Here is a 19,263-nt window from a genome sequence, read left to right on the forward strand (position 1 = left end):
GNGNGGGGTGGTTTCAACCCGAGGTGATAAACCTCACCCCTGCCCTCTCCTTAAAAAGGAGAGGGAGCAAGCTAGCGATAACTTTGGGCAACGGGAAAACACGATGACGACCAGCTTAATGAACTTCAGGACACTGCTTTTCCTGCTTTGTTGCCTGCCGTTTTTGGCTCAGGCCGGGGCGGCGAATGACTTTGCGGCGGCGAATCGCAGCCAGCAAGCCACTCTGTTGCAGCAGTGGGCCGCCGACCCGCAGCCGGAGCGTTTGCCGCTGCTGGAAGCGCTGAAGCAGGAAAACGTGGTGATCGACGACGCCAAACACGCCTTTGTGCAACAGGGCGACGCGCTGACCCCGCTAGATGGCGATGCCAAGCCGCAGGGTGACACCAAAAAGGTTTGGCTCAACAACCGTTTACGCATTTTGATTGCCAACGCGCTGTCGGCGCATCGTCTGGTCAGCACTGACAGCAATGTGCGGCTACAGGCGGCCAAATCGTTGCAGCGCGAGGCGCAGGCGGACCAGTTGCCGCTGCTGACCCATCGTCTGGCGCTGGAAAAAGACTCGGCGGTGCATGACGCCTTAAATATCGCGCTGGCGAATTTGCAGCTCGCCGACGCTAACCCGCAGGTGCGACTGAAAGCCGTCGAGCTGCTGAGCGCCTCGGGGGACCCCGACACGCAGGGCCGCCTTCAGGCGCTAACAGACCCGAAAACTGAGGCCGACGCCGAGGTGCGTAAAGCCGCGCAGGCCAGCCTGAAAGCCGTTGAGCACCGTTTGCTGATTGGCGACCTGATTGGTCAGGCGTTTACCGGCCTGTCGCTCGGCTCGATTTTGCTGCTGGCGGCGCTGGGTCTGGCGATCACCTACGGCCTGCTGGGGGTGATCAACATGGCCCACGGCGAAATGCTGATGCTCGGCTCCTACTCCACTTATATGGTTCAGTCGCTGTTCCAGCACTACGCCCCGGGCCTGCTGGCGCTCTATCCGCTGGTCGCGCTGCCGGTGGCCTTCTTTATTACTGCCGGAATTGGCATGGCGCTGGAGCGCACGGTGATCCGCCATTTGTACGGTCGCCCGCTGGAAACGCTGCTGGCTACTTGGGGCATCAGCCTGATTTTGATTCAGGCGGTGCGGGTACTCTTTGGCGCGCAAAACGTCGAAGTCGCCAACCCCGGCTGGCTGTCGGGCGGCATCCAGCTGCTGCCGAATCTGGTGCTGCCGTATAACCGCATCGCGGTGATTATCTTCGTGCTGCTGGTTCTGGCTTTGACGTGGCTGCTGCTGAATAAAACCCGTCTAGGAATGAATGTGCGCGCCGTGACGCAAAACCGCGCCATGGCGGCCTGCTGCGGTGTGCCCACGGGCCGCGTAGATATGCTGGCCTTCGGCCTCGGCTCCGGCATTGCCGGGCTGGGCGGCGTGGCGCTGTCGCAGCTGAGCAACGTCGGCCCGGAGTTGGGTCAGGGCTACATCATCGACTCATTCTTAGTGGTGGTGCTCGGCGGCGTGGGCCAACTGGCAGGCACGGTGGTCGCCGCCTTTGGTCTGGGCATTGTGAACAAAATTCTTGAGCCGGAAATCGGCGCGGTTCTGGGGAAAATCCTGATCCTCGCGCTGATTATTCTGTTTATTCAAAAACGTCCACAGGGACTCTTCGCCTTCAAAGGCAGGGTGATCGACTGATGAATCAACCGCTCACTGTTACTGGCGTACAAAAAGCGCCGAAAACCGCCCTGACGATTGGCGCACTGGTGGTTATTGCGCTGATTATCATGCCTTTTCTGGCATTGTTGCCCGCCAATAATCCGCTGGCAGTCTCCACCTACACGCTGACGCTGGTTGGCAAGATCCTGTGTTACGCGATCGTCGCGATCGCGCTCGATCTGGTGTGGGGCTACGCCGGTCTGCTCTCCCTCGGCCACGGCCTGTTCTTCGCCCTCGGCGGCTACGCCATGGGCATGTACCTGATGCGTCAGGCGGCAGGCAGCGGCCTGCCAGACTTTATGTCATTCCTCTCGTGGAACGAGTTGCCGTGGTTTTGGGCCGGAACCCAGCATTTTGCCTGGGCGCTGTGCTTGATTGTATTGGTGCCGGGCGCGCTGGCATTTGTCTTCGGCTACTTCGCTTTTCGCTCGAAAATCAAAGGCGTCTACTTCTCCATCATGACGCAGGCGTTGACCTACGCGGGCATGCTGCTGTTCTTTCGCAATGAAACCGGGTTTGGCGGCAACAACGGCTTCACCGGTTTCACTACCCTGCTCGGCTTTCAGGTCACGGCTACCGGCACGCGCATCGGCCTATTTTTGATGACCGTTATCGTGCTGGTCGCCAGTCTGGCGCTGGGTTTTGCTCTGGCGCGCAGCAAATATGGCCGGGTACTCACCGCCGTGCGCGACGCCGAAAACCGATTGATCTTCTGTGGCTATGACCCGAAAGGCTTCAAGCTGTTCGTCTGGACAGTCTCCGCCATGCTGTGCGGCATCGCCGGGGCGCTGTACGTGCCGCAGGTCGGCATTATCAACCCGAGCGAGATGTCGCCCACCAACTCAATCGAGGCGGCAATCTGGGTGGCCCTCGGCGGGCGCGGCACGCTGATCGGCCCGATTCTCGGCGCGGGGATCGTCAACGGCGCGAAAAGCTGGTTCACCGTGGCGATTCCCGAGTATTGGCAATTTATCCTCGGCGGCATGTTTATTCTGGTGACGCTGTTCCTGCCGCAGGGCGTGATTGGGTTGCTTCGCAAGAGGAAATCCTCATGAATTCAATGACTATGAACGAAGAGCTGTTCACGCAATCCTATCCGTCTGACCGTTTTCGTCAGCAAACCGACCCCGTTTTGCTGCTGGAAAATATCAACGTCAGCTTCGACGGCTTTAAGGCGCTGACCAACCTGTCATTGCGCATCGGCGTGGGCGAGCTGCGCTGCGTGATTGGCCCGAATGGTGCGGGGAAAACCACCCTGATGGACGTGATCACCGGCAAAACCAAGCCGCAGAGTGGCCGGGTGTTTTACGACCAGACCACTGACCTGACCCAGCTTGATCCGGTGCGGATTGCGCAATCAGGCATTGGGCGGAAATTCCAGAAACCGACGGTGTTTGAAGCTCTAACCGTGTTCGAAAATCTCGAGATCGCTCAGAAAACCAATAAGTCGGTGTGGGCCTGTCTGCGCGCCAAGCTGAACAGCGAACAACGCGACAGAATCGACGAAATGCTGGTGACGCTGCGCCTTGCCGGTGAGCGTCATCGGCTGGCGGGGTTGCTCTCTCACGGCCAGAAGCAGTTTCTGGAAATCGGCATGCTGCTGGTGCAAGAGCCGCACCTGCTGCTGCTCGACGAGCCCGCCGCCGGGATGACCGACGCCGAAACCGAATACACCGCCGAGCTGTTCAAGCAGCTGGCGGGCAAGCACTCGCTGATGGTGGTTGAGCACGACATGGGATTTGTGGAGAGCATCGCCGACCACGTCACCGTGCTGCATCAGGGGCAAGTGCTAGCGGAAGGCTCGTTGCAACAGGTGCAGGCCAATGAGCAGGTTATTGAAGTCTATTTGGGACGCTAAAACTGAGGAACCATTATGCTGCAAGTCAATGAACTGAATCAGTTTTACGGCGGAAGCCATATTCTGCGTGGGTTAAGCTTCGAGGCGAAAATCGGCGAAGTCACCTGCCTGCTGGGTCGCAACGGCGTTGGTAAAACCACACTGCTGAAATGCCTGATGGGGCTGATCCCGGCTAAGTCCGGCACCATCAACTGGCAGGGAGAAACCATTAATGGCCGCAAACCCCACCAGCGGGTGCAGGCGGGCATCGCCTATGTCCCGCAGGGTCGCGATATTTTTCCGCGCCTGACGGTAGAGGAAAATCTGCTGATGGGCCTGTCGCGCTTTTCCGGTAGCCAAGCCAAACAGGTGCCAGACCACATCTATCACCTGTTCCCGGTGTTGCTGGAGATGAAGCATCGACGCGGCGGTGACCTGTCCGGCGGCCAGCAACAGCAGTTGGCAATTGGCCGTGCGCTGGCCTGTAAACCGAGCTTATTGATCCTCGACGAGCCTACCGAGGGGATTCAACCCTCGGTGATTAAGGAGATCGGCGCGGTCATCAAGCAGCTTGCCGCACAAGGCGATATGGCAATCCTGCTGGTCGAGCAGTTCTACGATTTCGCCGCCGAACTGGCCGACAGCTATCTGGTGATGTCCCGCGGCAGCATCATTAAAAGCGGGCGCGGCGAGGAGATGGAAGCCGAAGGCGTGCGGGGATTGGTGGCGATTTAATCAAATTCTGCTCGCATTGCCGCCACTAAGAGACTATTCTAAAACCTAACAGCTAGGTTTATGGATAATGAATGACGCAATTTGAAGCCGCGCTAAAACGCGGGGAAGAGGCTGCCATTGAGTCTTCCCGACCGGTTTCCGTTGAATATCGGCCTCAGCAACATGCATTTATGATCATGCATGGCAATGGCGTGGGTTACCTGATTAATGTTGATTTAATTGACGAACTTCATGACGCCACCCCTGAGCAGCTTCAGGGGGCGGAAGTCGACGGTTTCAGCAAAGCCCTGCGCGTTCCAGCCTGCGATGTCGATATTTTTCTACCCGGCTTATTAGCAAAAATCTTGTTCGAGGCCAGTGATTTGAAAAAGATCGCTGCGTCAATCAATGGCGCGATCCGCACCGCCGTAAAGGCACAGTCCAGCCGTGAGAATGGCAAAAAAGGCGGGCGTCCACGGAAAGCCACCTAAACCACTCGCAGACACAAAAAAGCCGCGTTCAACGCGGCTTTTTGCTTAAAGCTAGGGTTAACCGTCAATCAGCGCTTTTACCTTTGCTCTGACTTCATCAAGCTCGAGCTGGCTCACGGTTCCTTTTTTGGCAGCATTTCTTTTACGCCAGTCCAAGCTTTTGATCTGATCTGACAACACCGCGCTCTGCCTAGTGCCAGCAATTAACACCTCGAAAGGGTAGCCTTTTATCTTGGTGGTCATCGGGCAGCACAGCAGCAACCCCACTCGATCATTATATGCAGCAGGACTCAGAACGACGGCTGGCCTATGCCCGGCCTGTTCGTGACCGGCTTGTGGGTCAAAGTCCAGCCAGATGATATCTCCGGCGTCAGGAATAAAAGGCTTCACCATGTCACAACACCTCTCGGCCTGTCGGGGAGCCAAAATCTGCCTCTTCGTGCATATTGCTTTCCGTCACTCCACCCAGAAGGGAATCGAGTGAATAGGTTTTAGCGCGGACTGGGACGATGATGATTTTGCCGTCTTCTACTGCAATCTCGACAGTATCATCGACTTTGAGAGAGGCTGCTTCCATGATAGCGACCGGTAGGCGCACAGAGGGGCTATTTCCCCATTTTTTCACAATGACCTGCGGCATAAATTTTCCTCATGGGAAGTATCAACAATGATGATACTTTGAGACAAAGCCCTCTTAGTGTCAACAATGTTTATACAGGATAATGGGTGGGAGAAGCTCGAGGGGTGATTTCAAGACAACAAAAAGCCGCGTTCAACGCGGCTTTTTTAGAAATAATCTAGGTTGGTGTTATCAACTGCGGACTTTGCGGTAGATAAACAGCACCACCAGCGCACCGATCACGGCGACGACGAAGCTGCCGAAGTTGAAACCGTCCACGCGGCCAAAGCCAAACAGCGTACTGATGTAACCACCCACTACGGCGCCGACGATACCGAGAACCACGGTCAGAATGAACCCGCCACCATCTTTACCCGGCATGATCCATTTCGCCAAGATACCTGCAATCAGACCAAAGATAATCCAGGATAAAATTCCCATTTTTCGACTCCTCCAAATAAATTTCCGTACCGTGAATATTGTTGAGCCAATGTGGCTAAACAAGTGCGAAGGAGGTTGCTCCTCGCATGATCGCCTGCTGAAATTCCACCAGAGACGGCTTTTTCTTGCACTGCACTTAAAGCGTAGCAGAAAACCAGAAACCCGCCCAAAATCAGCAGGAAGGGTAATAAAGCGTCAGTTTGTGCTGTGTTTTTAAACCGGTGTCAACGCCAGAACCCCCATTGTCAACCTCTCGCAGTCGGCTGTAAATTAGCGTAAAATCTTCAACTAATTTTTTGAATGACATTCTCAAATCAATCCGTTTTTCATCTGCTAGCTACAGGCCTATTATTCACACATCGAAAGGCAATCACCTTTCTGTCTAATAACCTGAATGGAATATACATCATGAAAAACGTCAAAATTTTTGCTGTAGCTGCAACCCTTTCTCTGATTTCTTTCGGTAGTTTCGCTGCTCAGCAGGTGACTCAGCCGATGGACGGTCAACAAAAACTGGGCGTGATTTCAGCTTCTGGCCCAACCACTATTGGTGGTCTGGAAAGCAAACTGGCTGCTCAAGCAAGTGATGCTGGCGCCTCTTCTTACCGCATCATCTCTGTAACGGGTAACAACCGTCTGCACGCTGACGCTGAAATCTACAAATAAGCCGTCGCCAGTCAGTTAATACCCTCAGAAATCAAGAAGCCTGTGGAAAGCGTCTCAGTGGCGCATTCCACAGGCTTTTGTCATTCTTATCAGCCTCTCTCCCGCCGTCACTTTAAGACTTTCTTTACGCTCCCCATTGCATCCCTGAAGTCCGATTACTATTCTGGACTGTCATTTTTTCAGCAAAGGGAACCGCCATGAAAACACGCCTCACCGCAGCACCGACGGCCGATGAAGTAGACGAAATAAAAACGGCCCTCCGCACTTTCAATCTCAATTTTATTCATCGCCCTAAACTTCGCGAGCTGGGTATTTTTGTCGAAGATGAAAACGGCAAAAAGCAGGCTGGGATCGTGGCAGAAACCGTCGGCAAGTGGATGTACATCCAGATGCTGTGGGTTGATGAGTCGCTACGCGGTAAAGATGTCGGCACCCAGCTGATAAGCGAGGCGGAAGAAGAAGCTAAAGCGCGCGGCTGCCGCTACGCCTTGGTGGATACTTTCAGTTTTCAGGCGCGGCCGTTCTACGAACGCATGGGCTACAGCGTGCAGATGACGCTGGAAGATTACATTGAAGACGCGCGAGCGCCGCAGGGCGAGTCCACCCATACGCGCTATTTCCTGAGCAAAACGCTCTCGACTTCACAGGGCTAATATCGTGACCCTTACCGAATCTTTGATTTCTTACGCCTTTGCCGCCGGTATCCTGACCCTCACGCCGGGGCTGGATACCGCGTTAGTATTGCGCACCGCCGCCAGCGAAGGCAGCAAGAAAGCCGTGCTCGCCGCGTTGGGTATCAGCACTGGCTGTCTGGTGTGGGGCGCGGCGGTTGCGCTGGGCTTAGGTGCGCTGCTGGCGGCATCAGAGCTGGCGTTCACTGTGTTGAAGTGGATTGGCGCAGCCTATCTGTGCTGGCTTGGGGTGCAAATGCTGCTAAAACCGCGCGAAAGCATGTCGTTTAGCGCGCAGGGCAAAGCCAAGAAAAACCCACTTTTCGGCAGCTGGTTTATCAAAGGTTTGTTCGGCAACGTGCTTAATCCCAAGGTCGGGGTGTTCTACGTGTCGTTTCTGCCGCAATTTGTCGCTACCGGCTATTCGGTGCCGCCTTACATTTTCGGCTTGGCGGCCATGCACGCGGTGATTGGCACCCTGTGGTCATTGACCATGATCGCCGCCACCCGGCCGCTCTCTCGCTGGCTGCAACGCCCGCGAGTAGTAAAAACCTTAGATCGCCTGACCGGCACAGTATTTATCGCATTTGCAGTTCGTCTCGCGACGACTAAACGTTAACAAAGGAAAGAGTAATGAAAACGCGCATGACCGACACGCCTACCGAGGCTGACATCACTGACATTATCGATGGCCTGCGCGGCTACAATAAAAGCTTCATCCCTGAGCAATCATTCCGGGATTTAGCGATTTTTATCGAAGATGATCAGGGCAAGAAGCAGGCTGGTATTATTGCGGAAACAGTGGGTAACTGGCTAAAAATCATTTACTTATGGGTTGATGAGTCTCTGCGTGGTCAGGACATCGGCACCAAGCTGCTGCAAGATGTCCAGCAAGAAGCGCTTCAGCGCGGCTGCCGCTACGCCATGGTCGACACCTTCAGCTTCCAGGCGCGTCCGTTCTACGAGCGCCACGGCTTCCATATGCAAATGGCGCTGGAAGATTACATCGCGGATATCCGCGCGCCTGATGAAGCTCCATCAACCCACACCCGTTTTTACTTAACCAAACGTCTGGGCTGATGGCTTTGCGCGGCGGGCTTTGCTCCTGCCGCGCCACTTCTCTTTTTCGCTTCTACTTGGCCGACAGCGCCAGCCACTCTTTGACCGCCGGACGCTGCCACTGGGCATCGGCATAAGCCGCCAGCTTCTCGGGAACGGCATCGCCATTCAGATGTAATCGGTTGATCATCAAGGCTAAATCCACGTCTGCGATACACCACTCGCCAAACATATTCTCGCGTTCACCGATCAAACGTTCCGCCGCGCTAAACAGCTTTTCTGCCGCAATTTTCCCGCTTTCGCTCAAAGGAGGGAATTTCTTGCCGGCGAACACCACTTCGGTGGAACGCTCTTGGCGGATCGGCATTAAATCGCTGCGCAGCCACGCCTGAACTTCACGCGCTTTGGCACGGTTTTCCGGATCTGACGGATAAATCGCCGGGAAGGTCGGCGCGGGGAACAGCTCTTCGACATACTCATCAATCGCCGAGGACTCAGACAGCACGAAAGTGCCGTTGGTCAGCGTCGGAACGCGGCGCGTCAGCGACACCGCCGAGTAGTAGTCATGCAGGTTTTCATCGACTGCCAGATCGAGGGTTTCAATCTCAAAAGGAATGCCTTTTTCAGTCAGGGCAACAAAGGCGGACATCACATAAGGACTGAAAAACTGTGCATCAGAATATAACTTCAGCGCGGACTGGCTCATCGACTCTCCTGAGAATGCGGAAAAATATTAATAATTAAAAACATAGCGCAAAACGTCGGGGGTGTCGCAGGTTCTTTCAGCGCCTGAATGTTACAAGTTTTTGTCATACACATATTTAATCTTTCTCATCCTCGATTCATCTCCCTATACTGCAAAATATGTCGTGATGTAAGGCGTGACTCTTTCAGGAAAACCCATGAAAAAACGGACATTTGTGCTGGCAATATTGCTTCCCATGTTGATGAGCGCCGTTCAGGCAGCCCCGTCGCCCGGCTCGCCTCCGCAAGTCATCAAAGCGCGGTTTAATCAGTTTCAGGTTGGCGACAAGACCATTTGTTTGGATGAGTTTACTTATCCCAACAACCAGAAAATGAAGTCTTTCGAAAGCGGCTATGTGATTGCAAAACAGAAAGATGTGCTGACCTATGAGATTGTCAGCATGTACCTGCTCGGCAATGACGTAACCGCGACGGTCAAAGCCGTGGTGGAAAGCCGCCTGAAGCAAAAGGGCATGAGTACCGTCTTTAAACAGGCTTATATTGACGTCAACGGGATGGATAAACCCGAGCAGGCCGCGGCGAAAAGCAACCTGATTCAAGAGTTCCAGAAGATGGTGAGCACCAAGCAGGATGACCTGCCTTACAGCGCCATCGTGGTCAACGATCAGGGCTATGTGATTACCACCGTTGAGAAAAATGGCACTAACGTCAGCGAATGCTTTGTCACGCCGGTGAAAAAAGCGGAAAAAGGATAAACCTAATGACCCAGTTATGCCCAATGAGTGCCGACTATTTTCCGCAATTCAAACAGAAGCTGGCGGAAGATTACGCCAACGAAAACGTCAAATCTGGGCGCTGGCTGGAGCACAATGCGCTGGCGCGTTCTCAGGGCGTGATGGAGGAGTTACTGCCTCAGGGCGTCGCTACTCCAGATAACTATCTGTTTGAAATTAAAACCGATCATGGTGAAACGGCGGGCTGCATTTGGCTAGCCGACGTCGAACGTCAGGGCGAACGCAGCGCGTTTATTTATGAAGTGGCGGTGTACCCCGAGTTTCGCCGTCAGGGCCACGCCCGCGCCGCTTTCTTACAACTCGAAGAAAAAGTGCGCGAGCTGGGTTTGAAGTCCATCGGGCTAAACGTTTTTTATCACAACAGCGGCGCGCAGGCGTTGTATGCCGGGCTGGGCTATGCGCCGACCAATCTGACCATGGTCAAAAACCTCGCCGACGAATAACCTGCCCTCAACGCTGGTATTTGATGAACTCAGTCTGGGTGCCAATCCGATCATAGAGTTTGCGCGCGGTATGGTTGGAGGTCTTGGTAGTCCAGTAGACGTTGGCTTTATTGTTCTGATCGGCATAGTCATAAACTGCTTCAATCAGTTTTTGCCCAATGCCGAGCTTACGCGCGCTGTCATCCACGAATAAATCCTGCAAATAGACCACCTGACGCATATGCCAGCCGTGATCGTGATTAATGCAATTGACCAAGCCCACCAACTTCCCCTGATACTCCGCCACATAGCCAAACATGTCGGGATAATCGTTCTGCGACAGACGCTGGAAGGTGTAATCAAACTGCGCCGGATCAAGCTCTGACTGGTAGAAGTCGAGATAGTCGCGCCACAGTACTTCCCACTCCGCGCGATCGGCAGGGGTCAGTGGACGAATTTTCACCTCATTAGATTGGCTCATTGCGTTCTCTCTGTTAAACATAAGTGGGTGCTTTCGCTTAAATTAATCGTCTATTGCAAGGATTTCCAGCCATGTTGCCGCGCTTTAGCCTCAAAGATGTGACCTTTTCCGCCATTCTCGCCGGTTTTGTGGCGGTACTGGTCGGCTATACCAGTTCGGCGGCCATTATCTTTCAGGCGGCGGAAGCGGCGGGGGCTAGCCCGTTACAAATTGGTGGCTGGCTGACCATGCTGGGACTCGGCATGGGGCTGACCTCCATCGGCCTCTCCCTGTGGTATCGCACGCCAATCGTCACCGCGTGGTCGACACCCGGCGCGGCGCTGCTGGTTACGAGCCTGCCGGGCACCTCGATGAATGATGCCATTGGGGTGTTTATTTTTGCCAGCGGCCTGATGCTGTTATGCGGCGTAACCGGCCTTTTTGCCAGACTGATGCATTACATTCCGCAGGCGCTGTCCGCCGCGATGCTGGCTGGCATATTGCTGCGCTTCGGGCTGAACGCCTTTACGTCGCTGCAAAGCAATTTTGCGCTGGCGGGGACGATGTGTCTGGTCTATCTGCTGGCTCGACGCGCCCTGCCGCGCTACGCCATCGTGCTGACATTGGCCGCCGGGCTGATTGTCGCCGGGTTGCAGGGAGACATTAGCCTGCACGGTCAGAGCCTGAGCTTCGCCGTGCCCGAGTTTGTCACGCCGCACTTCTCGCTTTCGGCGCTGCTGGGCATCGGCATTCCATTTTTCGTGGTTACCATGGCGTCGCAAAACGCGCCGGGCATCGCCACGCTCAAGGCCCACGGCTATCAGGTGCCGGTTTCCCCGCTGATTTCATGGACCGCGCTGACCGCCCTGCTGCTCGCGCCTTTCGGCGGCTTCACCGTCTGTATCGCCGCCATCACCGCCGCGATTTGCATGGGGGAAGATATCCACCCTGATGCCAAAAAACGCTATATGGCTGCGGTATCCGCCGGGGTGTTTTACCTGCTGGCTGGGCTGTTCGGCGGCTCTATCGGCCTGCTGTTCACCGCGCTGCCGACGCCGCTGATTCACACCATTGCCGGATTGGCGCTGCTGGGGACCATCGCGGGCAGCTTGCAGCGCGCGCTGGTGGAAGAGTCCCATCGCGACGCGGCCATCATCACTTTCTTGATCACTGCTTCTGGCGTCACATTGCTGGGCGTAGGCTCGGCGTTTTGGGGGCTGGTTGGCGGCGTGATTGCTCATTGGGTGCTGACTTTCAGTAAGCAAAAGGCATCGTAAATGTTGAGGGCGTTCAAGTTCTGGGTAACAGGATTTAGTAACACGCCTTAAGGTGATGGCGATCACATTTCCAACTGAGCAAACCCTCTTTACTGGCAGCATTCCTGCTGTAAAACGCAGCGGCAAAGCACCTAATAAAGAGCAAAAATATGACGAAGATTGACACCCAATCCTGCGTGGTCACCGGTAAGAAAGATGTCTCCGTGGTCGAGCAGCAGATCGATTATCAGGGACAAGGCACGCTAGTAAAAGTTACCCGTGGCGGCATCTGCGGTTCTGACCTGCATTACTACGAGCATGGTCAGGTTGGTGATTTCAAAGTGCGCGAAGCCATGGTTTTGGGCCACGAAGTGGTTGGCGTGGTAGAGAAATCTGACACCGACCGCCTGAAACCGGGCCAAAAAGTGGCACTGAACCCAAGCAAGCCGTGTAAAGCCTGTAAGTACTGCCTTTCTGGTGATGAAAATCAGTGTACCACCATGAAATTCTTCGGCAGCGCGATGTATTTCCCTCACATCAACGGCGCGTTCACCCAGTATAAAATCGTCGACAGCGACCAGTGCATCGCCTTCGATAATCAGGTCAGCGACCGCCTGATGGTGTTCGCCGAGCCGCTGGCCGTGGCTATCCACGCCGTCAATCAGGCCGGTGATATTAAGGGGAAAACGGTGTTTGTCTCTGGCGTTGGTCCGATTGGCAGCCTGATTGTCGCCGCCGCCAAAGCCAAAGGTGCGAAGGAGATTGTTTGCGCCGACCTGAGTGAACGCTGCCTGAGTTTGGCACAGGAAATGGGTGCCAATATTGCTCTCGATGCCGCAAAAGGCGATTTCGCGCCCTATCAAGCTGATAAAGGTTATTTTGACGTCTCTTTCGACGCCTCAGGCCATCCGTCGTCTATTCGCCGCTGTCTGGAATTAACCCGCGCTCGCGGTACGCTGGTGCAGGTTGGCATGGGCGGCGCGGTGAACGACTTCCCACTGATGATGTTGATTGCTAAGGAAATTAACTGGGTCGGCAGCTTCCGCTTCACCGAGGAGTTCAATACCGCGGTCGAGTGGCTGGCGAATAAAACCGTCGATCCGATGCCATTGCTGTCTGCTGAGTTCCCACAGGGGGATTTGGTGGAAGCGCTGGAATTTGCGATGGATAAATCCAAAGCCTCTAAAGTGCAGTTGGTGTTCTAAGACGCGGTGAAGCCCGTTAAGAAGGGAGAGAGCCAAAGCTCCCTCCCTTAATTATCTATTATTTACGTTTTAAAACGCTACCAAACAGGCTCGTTAACGACTTAAGGGTGGATTCCACCACTTTGCCTATCTCATCAGCGACCGTGTTGGTCCCTGTCGGGCGAGTGAAGCCGAGCAGCAAAGCACCAATTCGCATCGCGCTGTTATCCAGCACGACACCCGCGTCAGTAAATAAGCCTGCGCCAGAAACCTGGTCCATTTCATGCTGTTCTAATGTACGCATTTTTAGATCTCCATATATAAGTTGATGTAGGTGAATCTCAGAACAACCCTGTTCTGCCCTTCCACTTTAATCATCAATTTGGAGAGAAAACCAACAAACTATTTACAAACAATAAATTACAGGATTATTCGCGAAACATAATTAGAATGCTCCCTGAGCAAAGATTGCTCAAACCCTAACTAAAGACCGCCAGCCAAAGTTCGTCCCTCACTGCCAGCATGATGTCCGTTTTTGGCATGTTCCTCCTATGCCTTCAGGCGCACACTGGCTTCACACCCAGTAGATGGAGTCCCAAAATGACCCGCAGCGCCTTATTAAATATTGATGTCCAACGCTCCTTCGAGCACCGCCCTTTCTGGCAAGAAGAGGATTTACCTGCATTTCAGCAGGCGTTAAACCGACTGATCGACGGCTGCCAAACGCGCGGCGTGCCGGTTATTGATGTGTTCCACGTCAATCCTGAAGGCGTGTTCTCGCTGGAGTCCGGGCTGGTCGTGCCGATGCCTTTCCTGCGCCATACACCAGCCAAGGTCTTCCACAAGCACGTTCACAACGCCTTGCTGGAGTCCGGCCTGCACGAATGGCTGCAAGAACAGGGCATTACTCACCTGATTATTGCCGGTGCGCGCACCGAGCAGTGCTGCGAAACCACCACCCGCGTGGCGTCTGATATTGGTTATGCCGTGACTTATGTCACTGAAGCGACGCTGACCTTCCCGATGACCCACGCCAACGGCCAAACCTTCTCTACCGATGACATTAAGCGCCGCACCGAGCTGGTTCTGGCTGACCGGTTTGCCACTATCACTGATGTCGATGGCGCACTGGCGGAGCTTGACCAAGCTGTGTGAAGATGGGATCTCGCAGCTCGCTGGCATTGAGGTTCAACCATGCAGGACGTTTACTTTGTCACGCTTCCGGGCGTGATGGCGCTGGATTTAGTCGGCCCCGGTGAGGCTTTGCGCCTTGCCGGGCAATTTCGCCTGCATTACATCAGTCCGCTCAATGAGGCCGAAACCTCCACCGGCCTGAAAGTCGGCAGCTTGCAGCCCCTGCCAGCAAGCTTCGCCGCAGGCAGCATCATTATTATTCCGGGCGTTAATCATTCGGCGGAGAACTTCGCCACGCCCGCCGCGCTGCAAGTGCGCGACTGGCTCAAACAGCAAAAAAGTGCGATTGAACAAGGAGATGCGACGCTGGTGTGTATCTGCTCCGGCAGCCTGTTGGCGGGTCAGGCGGGGTTGCTCGACGGCTACCAGTGCACCACTCACCACGACGTGATCCCGCGCCTGAAATTGCAGGTGCCGAGCGCGCAGGTGAAGGACAACCGTATTTTTGTCGAAGACCGTTTTGTGCTGACCAGCGCGGGCATCACGGCGGGAATAGACTTGGCGCTGCACATTATTTCCAACCGATTAGGCGCACAGGCCGCGCTGGACGTGGCTCGCGAGATGGTGGTCTATTTTCGCCGCGCGGGAGATGACCCACAGCTTTCGCCGTGGCTACGCTATCGCAATCACATTCATCCGGCGTTGCATCGCGCGCAAAACCTGATGTCCGCCACGCCAGAAGCCCCGTGGCAGTTGGAAGAGATTGCCGCGAAGGCTCACGTCAGCGGGCGGCATCTGACGCGCCTGTTCCGCCAACACCTTGGGATTAGCGTGCGCGATTACCATGAGCAGCTGCGCATCGCCGTCGCCCAGCAGCGACTGCAACAGGGTTTTGGGGTTGAGAAAGCCGCCCTCGCCGCCGGATTTACCTCCGGCAGGCAGTTACGGCGGGCACAGGAGAGATGGCCGAGCGCCAACTAACTGACCCACTTCCGCCGATCAATTTTCGCCAGCAGCACCGCCAACAGCAGGCTGCCGAGCAGGCCGCACAAGAACAGGAAGGCGATATTGACCAGCGGCCACTGCGGAAAGCCAATGCGCGCACCGCGCAGGCCGATGATGATCAGCGCGTGAAAGCCGTAAATCGCCAGCGAATGGCGGGAGATAATTCCTAGCCCCGGCAGCACTCGCGAAGCCAGCGCGTTTTTGCCGATAACGAACAGCGACATCGCCGAGATAAACACCAGCGGCCCGGTATAAACATAGTAGGTGTCGGCGAAATTCTGGTTGATCAGCGACTGATGGAATGTCCCCCAAGCCACGCCCAATGTGCTAAGGATAAACAGCCCACAGGCGACCGGCGTGACGCCGCTCTTCTGCGTATCCATCATGCCAATCGCCCGCCCCATCAGCGCATAGAGCACGTAATAGAAGGTGTTGCCGCCGATATACAGGTTGAGAGGCAAAATCGCCACTCGGTCAATACGCAGCGCCGGAAGCTGCGGGTTAGCCAGCACGCCCAGCAACAATCCGGCCACCAGCAGATATTTCCCCGGCACCTGTTTAACTTTGATCAGCGGCGAAAGCAGGTAAATCACCACGATGGCGTAGAAGAACCAGAGGTGATAAAACACCGGCTTTTGCAGAATAAGACGTAAAGAAGGCCAAAAGCCAACATTTGTGAAACTTAAGATGTAAATAAGCGACACCGCGCTGTAGAACAGCAGGCATAAACCAATGCGCAGGAAATGGCGTTTCTCCGCGCTTTTCTCGCCGAAGAACAGATAGCCAGAAATCATGAAGAACAGCGGCACGCAGACGCGCGAGGCAGAATTGAGCAGGTTGGCGACGCTCCAATCGACGCTGTGGATAGCCGCGAAATTCACCACCTGCGCCGTGCTGGCGTGGATCATCACCACCATCATGCAGGCCACCGCCCGCAAATTGTCTATCCAGCTGATTTTCTGATTCATTAAACTCTTTTTTCCTACAATAACCTGCGTTTTCTGACTTTATTAGCAGGTTAGTTAGCTTTGCTCGGGCTAACAAGCTAAAAGTCGTATTCTCAGAAAGTGCTTAACGCAAAAAGAGGATTGCGCTTAGTTCAAAAAATCGGCAAAATAGCCGCCATTACTGCCCCGCCTGCGTTACCCGCCCGGACAGTCCCTATTTTCTTGCTAGTTTCCCATGATCTAGCCTTACGTCTGTGAAATAACAAACATGCATAACTCTCCAAATACCGCGTCCCTTTTGGATCGGCGGGCGCTTCTGTTCCCGCTTTGTCTGGTGCTTTTTGAGTTCGCCACTTATATCGGCAACGATATGATCCAACCCGGCATGCTGGCCGTGGTGGCGAATTTTAACGCTGGCGAAGAGTGGGTTCCGACATCTATGACCGCCTATTTAGCTGGCGGCATGTTCTTGCAGTGGCTGCTCGGGCCGCTGTCGGATCGCCGTGGACGTCGCCCAGTGATGCTGGCCGGGGTCGGTTTCTTCATCCTAACCTGTCTGGCGATTCTGTTTGCGCAAAGCATTGAGCAATTTATGGTGATGCGCTTCCTGCAAGGCATCAGCCTGTGCTTTATCGGCGCGGTGGGCTACGCGGCGATTCAGGAATCCTTCGAAGAGTCGGTGTGCATTAAAATCACCGCTATGATGGCTAACGTCGCGCTGATAGCGCCGCTGCTCGGCCCGCTGGCCGGTGCCGCGCTGGTGCAGTTCGCGCCATGGGAAACCATGTTCGTGCTATTCGCCTTGCTGGCCGCCATCGCCTTCTGGGGCCTGTGGAAATCGATGCCGGAAACCGCGTCGCGCCTTGGCGAAAGCTTCTCCATGAAGAGCCTGTGGAAAGACTATAAAGAGGTGCTGAAAAACCGCCAGTTCCTCTGCGGCGCGCTGGCCATTGGCTTCGCCAGCCTGCCATTGTTGGCGTGGATTGCTCAGTCACCGGTGATCCTGATCAGCGGCGAAGGCTTGCCGCCGTTCGAGTACGGCCTGTTGCAAGTGCCGATTTTTGGCGCGTTAATCATCGGCAATATCACGTTGGCGAAACTGACCGGCAAACGCAGCGTCGAGCAGTTAATCAAGCTGGGTGCCGGGCCAATGGTGGTCGGATTGGTGATTGCCGCAGCCGCCACCTTGCTATCAGGCCACGCCTACTTCTGGATGACCGCCGGGCTGAGCTTCTACGCCTTCGGCATTGGCGTCGCCAACGCCGGTCTGTATCGCCTGACACTGTTCTCCAGCACCATGAGCAAAGGCACGGTTTCCGCCGCAATGGGGATGATCAGCATGGCGGTGTTCACGCTGGGCATTGAGCTGGCGAAAGTGGCTTACGTCGAGGGGGGAAGCGGATTGTTCAATCTTTTCAACTTGATAAGCGGCCTGTGCTGGTTAGCGCTGGTCACCGTGTTTATTCGCCGCCGTCAGGTGTTTGTCGCGCCGAATAGCGTGGTGTAGCAGACAAAGGTCCGCAATAGCGGACCTTCTTTTTATGCTTAAAACAGTCCCATCGGCTTGTCGGAATAGCTGACCAGCAGGCACTTGGTCTGCTGATAATGGTCCAGCATCATCTTATGGGTTTCGCGCCCGATGCCCGACTGTTTATAGCCGCCGAAGGCCGCGTGGGCCGGATAGGCATGGTAACAGTTGGTCCAAACGCGCCCGGCCTGCAAGTTCCGCCCCATGTGATAAGCCACGCTACCGTCGCGGCTCCACACTCCGGCTCCAAGCCCGTAAGCCGTATCGTTGGCAATCGCCAGCGCTTCATCCATATCTTTAAAGGTAGTAACCGCCAGCACCGGCCCGAAGATCTCCTCTTGGAACACCCGCATGTTGTTTTTACCCAGCAAAATAGTCGGTTGCAGGTAATAACCTTCATTGAGTGAGCCTTCCAGTTTCTTGCGCGCGCCGCCGGTCAGCACCTGAGCGCCCTCTTTCTTGCCGATTTCGATATAGTCCAGAATGGTTTTCATCTGGCCCGCCGACACCTGCGCGCCCATCTGAGTATCCGCGTCCAGCGGGTTGCCGGTGCGAATGGCTTCCACACGTTTTATCGCCCTTTCCATAAAGCGTTCGTAAATCGACTCTTGCACCAGTGCGCGACTCGGGCAGGTACAGACCTCGCCCTGATTGAAGGCGAACAGCGTGAAGCCCTCCAGCGCCTTGTCGAAGAAGCTGTCCTCTTTATCCATCACGTCAGCAAAGAAGATGTTCGGCGACTTACCGCCCAGCTCCAGAGTGGCCGGGATCAGGTTCTGCGCGGCGTATCCGGCAATCTGCTGGCCCACTTCGGTGGAGCCGGTAAAAGCCACTTTGGCGATGCGTTTGGAGGTCGCCAGATATTCGCCAATCTCGCCACCCGCGCCGTTAACCACGTTAATCACCCCGGCGGGCAGAATGTCTTTCAACAGATCCATCAGCAGCAACACAGAAAGCGGGGTCAGCTTGGCGGGTTTCATCACAATGCAGTTACCCGCCGCCAGCGCCGGGGCCATCTTCCAGCAGGCCATCAGCAGGGGGAAGTTCCACGGAATGATCTGCGCCACCACGCCCAGGGGCTCGTGGAAATGGTAAGCCACGGTTTCGCTGTCGATTTCACTGATGCCCCCTTCCTGCGCGCGAACGCAAGAGGCGAAATAGCGGAAATGGTCGATAGCCAGCGGCACGTCGGCCCCCGAGGTTTCGCGGATCGGCTTGCCGTTATCCCATGTCTCCGCATTGGCCAGCAGCTCGAGATTTTGCTCCATGCGATCAGCGACTTTCAGCAGCAGATTGGCGCGCTCCTGCACCGAGGTCTTGCCCCACGCCCCTTTGGCGGCATGGGCGGCGTCCAGCGCCAGCTCAATATCATCTTTGCTCGAGCTGGCAACTTCGCACAGCGCCTCGCCGGTAATAGGCGTCAGGTTGGAATAGTATTCGCCCTTCACCGGCGCTACCCACTCGCCGCCGATAAAGTTGTCATAACGTTTTTTCAGTTTCAGCGGGAAACCATACTCTTCAGGTTTTACGGCGTGCGGGGTCTTGTCATAAGCCATGATGAATCTCCTTTATGCTGCCTTGAACGAGAGTAAAACGCAGAACGCTGTATAAAGCGTAGGCAGTAAGGA

Annotated in this window: 24 protein-coding genes; 16 read left to right on the forward strand and 8 right to left on the reverse strand. The window is 55.2% G+C overall.

Annotation, left to right across the window (positions count from 1 at the left end):
- Positions 1–103 precede the first annotated feature (103 nt).
- From urtB to GEAM_RS17840, 5 genes are all read left to right on the forward strand, one after another.
- Positions 104–1,681, forward strand: a complete 1,578-nt coding sequence (gene urtB / locus GEAM_RS17820; RefSeq protein ID WP_034794178.1) for an urea ABC transporter permease subunit UrtB — start codon at positions 104–106, stop codon at positions 1,679–1,681.
- Positions 1,681–2,757, forward strand: coding sequence for an urea ABC transporter permease subunit UrtC (gene urtC, locus GEAM_RS17825; protein WP_034794180.1), 1,077 nt, complete (start codon positions 1,681–1,683; stop codon positions 2,755–2,757). The genes urtB and urtC overlap by 1 nt, the downstream gene beginning before the upstream one ends.
- Before the next feature lie 5 nt (positions 2,758–2,762).
- Complete coding sequence (gene urtD, locus GEAM_RS17830; RefSeq protein ID WP_034794412.1) at positions 2,763–3,560, forward strand: urea ABC transporter ATP-binding protein UrtD; 798 nt, start codon at positions 2,763–2,765, stop codon at positions 3,558–3,560.
- Positions 3,561–3,575: 15 nt separating this feature from the next.
- The gene (gene urtE / locus GEAM_RS17835) at positions 3,576–4,274 is read left to right on the forward strand and encodes an urea ABC transporter ATP-binding subunit UrtE (protein WP_034794183.1); all 699 of its coding nucleotides are present in this window, start codon (positions 3,576–3,578) and stop codon (positions 4,272–4,274) included.
- A gap of 71 nt (positions 4,275–4,345) precedes the next feature.
- Positions 4,346–4,744 (forward strand): DUF2442 domain-containing protein, encoded by a 399-nt coding sequence (locus tag GEAM_RS17840; RefSeq protein WP_034794186.1) that lies wholly within the window; start codon positions 4,346–4,348, stop codon positions 4,742–4,744.
- A gap of 57 nt (positions 4,745–4,801) precedes the next feature.
- Here the strand turns inward: GEAM_RS17840 and mazF are convergent, their stop codons facing one another.
- From mazF to GEAM_RS17855, 3 genes are all read right to left on the reverse strand, one after another.
- Positions 4,802–5,137, reverse strand: a complete 336-nt coding sequence (gene mazF, locus GEAM_RS17845; RefSeq protein WP_034794190.1) for an endoribonuclease MazF — start codon at positions 5,135–5,137, stop codon at positions 4,802–4,804.
- Between the two features lies 1 nt (position 5,138).
- Complete coding sequence (locus tag GEAM_RS17850; protein WP_034794194.1) at positions 5,139–5,384, reverse strand: AbrB/MazE/SpoVT family DNA-binding domain-containing protein; 246 nt, start codon at positions 5,382–5,384, stop codon at positions 5,139–5,141.
- Between the two features lie 171 nt (positions 5,385–5,555).
- Positions 5,556–5,804: a GlsB/YeaQ/YmgE family stress response membrane protein gene (locus GEAM_RS17855; RefSeq protein ID WP_034794196.1), complete on the reverse strand. Its 249-nt coding sequence runs from the start codon at positions 5,802–5,804 to the stop codon at positions 5,556–5,558.
- A 408-nt stretch (positions 5,805–6,212) separates the two neighbouring features.
- On the opposite strand from GEAM_RS17855, the gene bhsA reads away from it, so the two are divergent.
- The 4 genes from bhsA (at position 6,213) to GEAM_RS17875 (ending at position 8,221) form a co-directional block, all read left to right on the forward strand.
- Positions 6,213–6,470: a multiple stress resistance protein BhsA gene (gene bhsA / locus GEAM_RS17860; RefSeq protein ID WP_034794197.1), complete on the forward strand. Its 258-nt coding sequence runs from the start codon at positions 6,213–6,215 to the stop codon at positions 6,468–6,470.
- Positions 6,471–6,667: 197 nt separating this feature from the next.
- Positions 6,668–7,123 (forward strand): GNAT family N-acetyltransferase, encoded by a 456-nt coding sequence (locus GEAM_RS17865; protein WP_034794198.1) that lies wholly within the window; start codon positions 6,668–6,670, stop codon positions 7,121–7,123.
- A 4-nt stretch (positions 7,124–7,127) separates the two neighbouring features.
- Positions 7,128–7,760, forward strand: a complete 633-nt coding sequence (locus tag GEAM_RS17870; RefSeq protein WP_034794199.1) for a LysE family translocator — start codon at positions 7,128–7,130, stop codon at positions 7,758–7,760.
- A gap of 14 nt (positions 7,761–7,774) precedes the next feature.
- Positions 7,775–8,221, forward strand: a complete 447-nt coding sequence (locus GEAM_RS17875; protein WP_034794200.1) for a GNAT family N-acetyltransferase — start codon at positions 7,775–7,777, stop codon at positions 8,219–8,221.
- A gap of 52 nt (positions 8,222–8,273) precedes the next feature.
- On the opposite strand, the gene yfcF is transcribed toward GEAM_RS17875, so the two are convergent.
- Entirely contained in the window at positions 8,274–8,906 is a 633-nt protein-coding gene (gene yfcF, locus GEAM_RS17880; protein ID WP_034794201.1) for a glutathione transferase, read from the reverse strand.
- A gap of 196 nt (positions 8,907–9,102) precedes the next feature.
- Between yfcF and GEAM_RS17885 the strand changes: the two genes are divergently transcribed.
- Positions 9,103–9,660 (forward strand): hypothetical protein, encoded by a 558-nt coding sequence (locus GEAM_RS17885; RefSeq protein ID WP_244956645.1) that lies wholly within the window; start codon positions 9,103–9,105, stop codon positions 9,658–9,660.
- A gap of 5 nt (positions 9,661–9,665) precedes the next feature.
- Positions 9,666–10,142: a GNAT family N-acetyltransferase gene (locus GEAM_RS17890; protein ID WP_034794202.1), complete on the forward strand. Its 477-nt coding sequence runs from the start codon at positions 9,666–9,668 to the stop codon at positions 10,140–10,142.
- A 7-nt stretch (positions 10,143–10,149) separates the two neighbouring features.
- Here the strand turns inward: GEAM_RS17890 and GEAM_RS17895 are convergent, their stop codons facing one another.
- Positions 10,150–10,602, reverse strand: coding sequence for a GNAT family N-acetyltransferase (locus tag GEAM_RS17895; protein ID WP_034794203.1), 453 nt, complete (start codon positions 10,600–10,602; stop codon positions 10,150–10,152).
- A gap of 71 nt (positions 10,603–10,673) precedes the next feature.
- On the opposite strand from GEAM_RS17895, the gene GEAM_RS17900 reads away from it, so the two are divergent.
- Positions 10,674–11,858, forward strand: a complete 1,185-nt coding sequence (locus tag GEAM_RS17900; RefSeq protein ID WP_034794206.1) for a benzoate/H(+) symporter BenE family transporter — start codon at positions 10,674–10,676, stop codon at positions 11,856–11,858.
- Positions 11,859–12,007: 149 nt separating this feature from the next.
- Entirely contained in the window at positions 12,008–13,042 is a 1,035-nt protein-coding gene (idnD, locus tag GEAM_RS17905; protein WP_034794209.1) for an L-idonate 5-dehydrogenase, read from the forward strand.
- A 58-nt stretch (positions 13,043–13,100) separates the two neighbouring features.
- Here the strand turns inward: idnD and GEAM_RS17910 are convergent, their stop codons facing one another.
- Positions 13,101–13,325, reverse strand: a complete 225-nt coding sequence (locus GEAM_RS17910; protein WP_034794212.1) for a hypothetical protein — start codon at positions 13,323–13,325, stop codon at positions 13,101–13,103.
- A 296-nt stretch (positions 13,326–13,621) separates the two neighbouring features.
- On the opposite strand from GEAM_RS17910, the gene GEAM_RS17915 reads away from it, so the two are divergent.
- Both GEAM_RS17915 and GEAM_RS17920 read left to right on the forward strand, forming a co-directional pair.
- Positions 13,622–14,176: a cysteine hydrolase family protein gene (locus tag GEAM_RS17915; protein WP_034794216.1), complete on the forward strand. Its 555-nt coding sequence runs from the start codon at positions 13,622–13,624 to the stop codon at positions 14,174–14,176.
- A gap of 39 nt (positions 14,177–14,215) precedes the next feature.
- Positions 14,216–15,136, forward strand: coding sequence for a GlxA family transcriptional regulator (locus GEAM_RS17920; RefSeq protein WP_034794219.1), 921 nt, complete (start codon positions 14,216–14,218; stop codon positions 15,134–15,136).
- Here the strand turns inward: GEAM_RS17920 and GEAM_RS17925 are convergent.
- Entirely contained in the window at positions 15,133–16,128 is a 996-nt protein-coding gene (locus GEAM_RS17925; RefSeq protein WP_034794223.1) for an acyltransferase, read from the reverse strand. The genes GEAM_RS17920 and GEAM_RS17925 overlap by 4 nt on opposite strands.
- A gap of 247 nt (positions 16,129–16,375) precedes the next feature.
- On the opposite strand from GEAM_RS17925, the gene GEAM_RS17930 reads away from it, so the two are divergent.
- Positions 16,376–17,614 carry an MFS transporter gene (locus GEAM_RS17930; protein WP_034794225.1) on the forward strand — a complete coding sequence of 413 codons (1,239 nt, stop codon included), beginning with the start codon at positions 16,376–16,378 and terminating at the stop codon, positions 17,612–17,614.
- A gap of 38 nt (positions 17,615–17,652) precedes the next feature.
- On the opposite strand, the gene exaC is transcribed toward GEAM_RS17930, so the two are convergent.
- Positions 17,653–19,191 carry an acetaldehyde dehydrogenase ExaC gene (exaC, locus tag GEAM_RS17935; protein WP_034794227.1) on the reverse strand — a complete coding sequence of 513 codons (1,539 nt, stop codon included), beginning with the start codon at positions 19,189–19,191 and terminating at the stop codon, positions 17,653–17,655.
- Positions 19,192–19,263: the final 72 nt, after the last annotated feature.

The sequence above is a fragment of the Ewingella americana ATCC 33852 genome (genome assembly GCF_000735345.1).
Classification (GTDB): domain Bacteria; phylum Pseudomonadota; class Gammaproteobacteria; order Enterobacterales; family Enterobacteriaceae; genus Ewingella; species Ewingella americana.